Below are 5596 nucleotides of genomic sequence, written 5' to 3'. Positions count from 1 at the left end.
CGCTGAAGGTGTTGACGGACCGGAAAGATGATGTAAGATGAGCGGCTCACTCGGGACGAAATGTTCCAGCGCTGAAACGGCAACGTTCGGCAAGTGATTGAGATCTTTGACAGTGTGCGCAGGTGACTTGTGTGGGCGTCTTGCGACGGACGATTGAATGTCCAATTAATGCAAGCGTCTAACCTAAGAGTCAATTCAAAAGCTTGACGTTTATGGTTAGGAACAACGCTTCAGAAAGATAGATCGCTTTCCTGCTTCGGCAGGGAGAGGTCGAAAACTTAAGTGAAGAGTTTGATCCTGGCTCAGATTGAACGCTGGCGGCATGCCTAACACATGCAAGTCGAACGGCAGCACAGTAGAGCTTGCTCTATGGGTGGCGAGTGGCGGACGGGTGAGTAATGCATCGGGATCTACCCAAACGTGGGGGATAACGTAGGGAAACTTACGCTAATACCGCATACGTCCTAAGGGAGAAAGCGGGGGACCGAAAGGCCTCGCGCGGTTGGACGAACCGATGTGCGATTAGCTAGTTGGTAGGGTAATGGCCTACCAAGGCGACGATCGCTAGCTGGTCTGAGAGGATGATCAGCCACACTGGAACTGAGACACGGTCCAGACTCCTACGGGAGGCAGCAGTGGGGAATATTGGACAATGGGCGCAAGCCTGATCCAGCAATGCCGCGTGTGTGAAGAAGGCCTTCGGGTTGTAAAGCACTTTTATCAGGAGCGAAATACTACTGGCTAATAANCGGTGGGGCTGACGGTACCTGAGGAATAAGCACCGGCTAACTTCGTGCCAGCAGCCGCGGTAATACGAAGGGTGCAAGCGTTAATCGGAATTACTGGGCGTAAAGCGTGCGTAGGCGGTGAGTTAAGTCTGTCGTGAAATCCCCGGGCTCAACCTGGGAATGGCGATGGATACTGGCTCGCTAGAGTGTGATAGAGGATGGTGGAATTCCCGGTGTAGCGGTGAAATGCGTAGAGATCGGGAGGAACATCAGTGGCGAAGGCGGCCATCTGGATCAACACTGACGCTGAGGCACGAAAGCGTGGGGAGCAAACAGGATTAGATACCCTGGTAGTCCACGCCCTAAACGATGCGAACTGGATGTTGGTCTCAACTCGGAGATCAGTGTCGAAGCTAACGCGTTAAGTTCGCCGCCTGGGGAGTACGGTCGCAAGACTGAAACTCAAAGGAATTGACGGGGGCCCGCACAAGCGGTGGAGTATGTGGTTTAATTCGATGCAACGCGAAGAACCTTACCTGGCCTTGACATGTCTGGAATCCTGCAGAGATGCGGGAGTGCCTTCGGGAATCAGAACACAGGTGCTGCATGGCTGTCGTCAGCTCGTGTCGTGAGATGTTGGGTTAAGTCCCGCAACGAGCGCAACCCTTGTCCTTAGTTGCCAGCACGTAATGGTGGGAACTCTAAGGAGACTGCCGGTGACAAACCGGAGGAAGGTGGGGATGACGTCAAGTCATCATGGCCCTTACGGCCAGGGCTACACACGTACTACAATGGTCGGTACAGAGGGTTGCAATACCGCGAGGTGGAGCCAATCCCAGAAAGCCGATCCCAGTCCGGATTGGAGTCTGCAACTCGACTCCATGAAGTCGGAATCGCTAGTAATCGCAGATCAGCTATGCTGCGGTGAATACGTTCCCGGGCCTTGTACACACCGCCCGTCACACCATGGGAGTGAGTTGCTCCAGAAGCCGTTAGTCTAACCGCAAGGGGGACGACGACCACGGAGTGGTTCATGACTGGGGTGAAGTCGTAACAAGGTAGCCGTATCGGAAGGTGCGGCTGGATCACCTCCTTTCGAGAACGACATCCTTCTTCCCCGCAAGACGTCCACACAAGACACCTGCCTTTTATTTCACGCGAAGTTTGCTTCACGCGGCTCCATGCCGCGACAAGCAAAACCGACCATCCCTGGTCGGACTCTTCAACGAAACCCCGCTTCGACGGCAACGTCGTCGGCGAGGTTTTTTTGTTGAGTGCAAAGGTTCCCGGGTCTGTAGCTCAGGTGGTTAGAGCGCACCCCTGATAAGGGTGAGGCCGGTGGTTCGAGTCCTCCCAGACCCACCACCAAATCACTTGGGGCCATAGCTCAGCTGGGAGAGCACCTGCTTTGCAAGCAGGGGGTCGTCAGTTCGATCCTGACTGGCTCCACCATTTTGGTGACACGACGTGAAATGAAAGCAGCGCACACATAAGATTTTAGAAACGAGGCGGCATTGAGGCCGTTCTTGTGTTCATTGAAAACGTAAACGAGTGACAAGCGTCTTGGTTCGAAACCGAATCGAGATGTGTCGTTGAGGCAATTAAGCGAACGCGTTGTTTGGACATTCGATCATTATCACCTCGTAAGTGATGATAATCGGCCCTGAGGCGACTTGGGGTTATATGGTCAAGCGACTAAGCGTATACGGTGGATGCCTTGGCAGTCAGAGGCGATGAAGGACGTGGCAGCCTGCGAAAAGTGTCGGGGAGCTGGCAACAAGCTTTGATCCGGCAATGTCCGAATGGGGAAACCCACTCCGCAAGGAGTACTGCATGATGAATACATAGTCATGCAGAGCGAACCCGGGGAACTGAAATATCTAAGTACCCGGAGGAAAAGAAATCAACCGAGATTCCGTCAGTAGCGACGAGCGAACGCGGACTAGCCCAAAAGTTTCTAGTGTTTTAGCCGAACGGTTTGGAAAGGCCGGCCATAGCGGGTGATAGCCCCGTAGGCGAAAGGGCATTAGAGATGAAATTGAGTAAGGCGGGGCACGAGAAACCCTGTCTGAATATGGGGGGACCATCCTCCAAGGCTAAATACTCCTGACTGACCGATAGCGAACTAGTACCGTGAGGGAAAGGCGAAAAGAACCCCGGAGAGGGGAGTGAAATAGACCCTGAAACCGTATACGTACAAGCAGTGGAAGCCCGCAAGGGTGACTGCGTACCTTTTGTATAATGGGTCAGCGACTTACTGTCAGTGGCAAGCTTAACCGTATAGGGGAGGCGAAGGGAAACCGAGTCTGAATAGGGCGCATAGTCTCTGGCAGTAGACCCGAAACCGAGTGATCTATCCTTGGCCAGGTTGAAGGTGCGGTAACACGCACTGGAGGACCGAACCCACATCTGTTGCAATAGATGGGGATGAGCTGAGGATAGGAGTGAAAGGCTAAACAAACTCGGAGATAGCTGGTTCTCCTCGAAAGCTATTTAGGTAGCGCCTCGTATGAATCTTCCTGGGGGTAGAGCACTGTTATGGCTAGCGGGCCATCGCGGCTTAGTAAACCATGGCAAACTCCGAATACCAGGACAGAATGTACGGGAGACACACGGCGGGTGCTAACGTCCGTCGTGAAAAGGGAAACAACCCAGACCCGCAGCTAAGGTCCCCAAGTTATCGCTAAGTGGAAAACGATGTGGAAAGGCATAGACAGCCAGGAGGTTGGCTTAGAAGCAGCCACCCTTTAAAGAAAGCGTAATAGCTCACTGGTCGAGTCGGTCTGCGCGGAAGATTTAACGGGGCTAAGCGATACACCGAAGCTCGGGGTGCACACTTTGTGTGCGCGGTAGAGGAGCGTTCCGTAAGCCTGTGAAGGTGGATTGAGAAGTCTGCTGGAGGTATCGGAAGTGCGAATGCTGACATGAGTAACGATAATGGGGGTGAAAAGCCCCCACGCCGAAAGCCCAAGGTTTCCTCGCGCAACGTTCATCGGCGCAGGGTGAGTCGGCCCCTAAGGCGAGGCAGAAATGCGTAGTCGATGGGAAGCAGGTTAATATTCCTGCACTTGTCTGTAGTGCGATGTGGGGACGGAGAAAGTTAGGTCTACCGGGCGTTGGTTGTCCCGGGGAAAGGCGGTAGGCATGAAGCGTAGGCAAATCCGCGCTTCTTTATGCCGAGCACCGAGACGAGTCCTATTGGACGAAGTGACTGATACTACGCTTCCAGGAAAAGCCACTAAGCTTCAGCTACAGAGAAACCGTACCGTAAACCGACACTGGTAGGCAGGGTGAGAATCCCAAGGCGCTTGAGAGAACTCGGGTGAAGGAACTAGGCAAAATGGCACCGTAACTTCGGGAGAAGGTGCGCCCTCCGACGTGGTCACATGCGTGACTGAGCGTTAGAGGGTCGCAGTAACCTGGCCGCTGCGACTGTTTATCAAAAACACAGCACTCTGCAAACACGAAAGTGGACGTATAGGGTGTGACGCCTGCCCGGTGCTGGAAGGTTAATTGATGGGGTCAGCCGCAAGGCGAAGCTCTTGATCGAAGCCCCAGTAAACGGCGGCCGTAACTATAACGGTCCTAAGGTAGCGAAATTCCTTGTCGGGTAAGTTCCGACCTGCACGAATGGCGTAACGACAGCGGCGCTGTCTCCACCCGAGACTCAGTGAAATTGAAATCGCTGTGAAGATGCAGCGTTCCCGCGGCAAGACGGAAAGACCCCGTGAACCTTTACTATAGCTTTACACTGAACGTTGAGTTCTTCTGTGTAGGATAGGTGGGAGGCTATGAAACCGAGACGCTAGTTTCGGTGGAGCCATCCTTGAAATACCACCCTGAAGTGCTTGACGTTCTAACCTAGGTCCGTAATCCGGATCAGGGACCGTGTATGGTGGGTAGTTTGACTGGGGCGGTCTCCTCCCAAAGAGTAACGGAGGAGCACGAAGGTACGCTCAGCGCGGTCGGACATCGCGCACTGTGTGCAAAGGCATAAGCGTGCTTGACTGCGAGATCGACGGATCAAGCAGGTACGAAAGTAGGTCTTAGTGATCCGGTGGTTCTGTATGGAAGGGCCATCGCTCAACGGATAAAAGGTACTCCGGGGATAACAGGCTGATACCGCCCAAGAGTTCATATCGACGGCGGTGTTTGGCACCTCGATGTCGGCTCATCACATCCTGGGGCTGTAGCCGGTCCCAAGGGTATGGCTGTTCGCCATTTAAAGTGGTACGCGAGCTGGGTTCAGAACGTCGTGAGACAGTTCGGTCCCTATCTGTCGTGGGCGTTGGAGATTTGAGAGGGGCTGCTCCTAGTACGAGAGGACCGGAGTGGACGTTCCGCTGGTGTTCGGGTTGTCATGCCCATGGCATTGCCCGGTAGCTACGAACGGAAGCGATAACCGCTGAAAGCATCTAAGCGGGAAGCGCGCCTCAAGATGAGATCTCCCGAGACTTCGAGTCTCCTTAAGGCACCATCAAGACTAGGTGGTTGATAGGCGCGGTGTGGAAGTGCAGCAATGCATTGAGCTTACGCGTACTAATGAGCCGTGAGGCTTGACCATATAACCCCAAGACGCTTCGCAAGAGACGTTAGTCTCAACGAACCATCTCAAAACAATTTCACCTCGACGCTTGTCACTCGTTTACCCCTTTGCGGAACTGGCGCATACCCTGCGCTGTTCCCACCCCTTCCCTGGCGGCTATAGCGCTGTGGCCCCACCCGATCCCATCCCGAACTCGGAAGTGAAACGCAGCTGCGCCGATGGTAGTGTGAATTCTCATGCAAGAGTAGGTCACCGCCAGGGGCTTTATCCCTCAAACGCCTTCCCATCCGGGAAGGCGTTTGTCTTTGTGCGGTTTGGAAAT

At 54.0% G+C, this 5596-nt stretch carries 2 tRNA genes and 3 rRNA genes; all 5 read left to right on the top strand.

Going from position 1 to position 5596, the window contains the following annotated elements:
* The first annotated feature begins 279 nt into the window (after positions 1-279).
* The 5 genes from ISP20_RS21360 to rrf all read left to right on the top strand — a co-directional run bounded on the left by ISP20_RS21360 (position 280) and on the right by rrf (position 5535).
* Positions 280-1824 (top strand): 16S ribosomal RNA (locus ISP20_RS21360).
* 192 nt (positions 1825-2016) lie between these two features.
* Positions 2017-2093, top strand: a tRNA-Ile gene (locus ISP20_RS21355).
* Positions 2094-2104: 11 nt separating this feature from the next.
* Positions 2105-2180 (top strand) — tRNA-Ala (locus ISP20_RS21350).
* Positions 2181-2413: 233 nt separating this feature from the next.
* Positions 2414-5292, top strand: a 23S ribosomal RNA gene (locus tag ISP20_RS21345).
* Positions 5293-5422: 130 nt separating this feature from the next.
* Positions 5423-5535: ribosomal RNA gene (gene rrf, locus ISP20_RS21340) — 5S ribosomal RNA — on the top strand.
* Together the 16S, 23S and 5S rRNA genes with 2 tRNA genes alongside form the textbook arrangement of a ribosomal RNA operon.
* Positions 5536-5596: the final 61 nt, after the last annotated feature.

It is taken from the genome of Dyella kyungheensis (assembly GCF_016905005.1).
Taxonomy (GTDB): Bacteria; Pseudomonadota; Gammaproteobacteria; order Xanthomonadales; family Rhodanobacteraceae; genus Dyella; species Dyella kyungheensis.
This window is presented reverse-complemented; position numbering and strand designations above follow the sequence as displayed.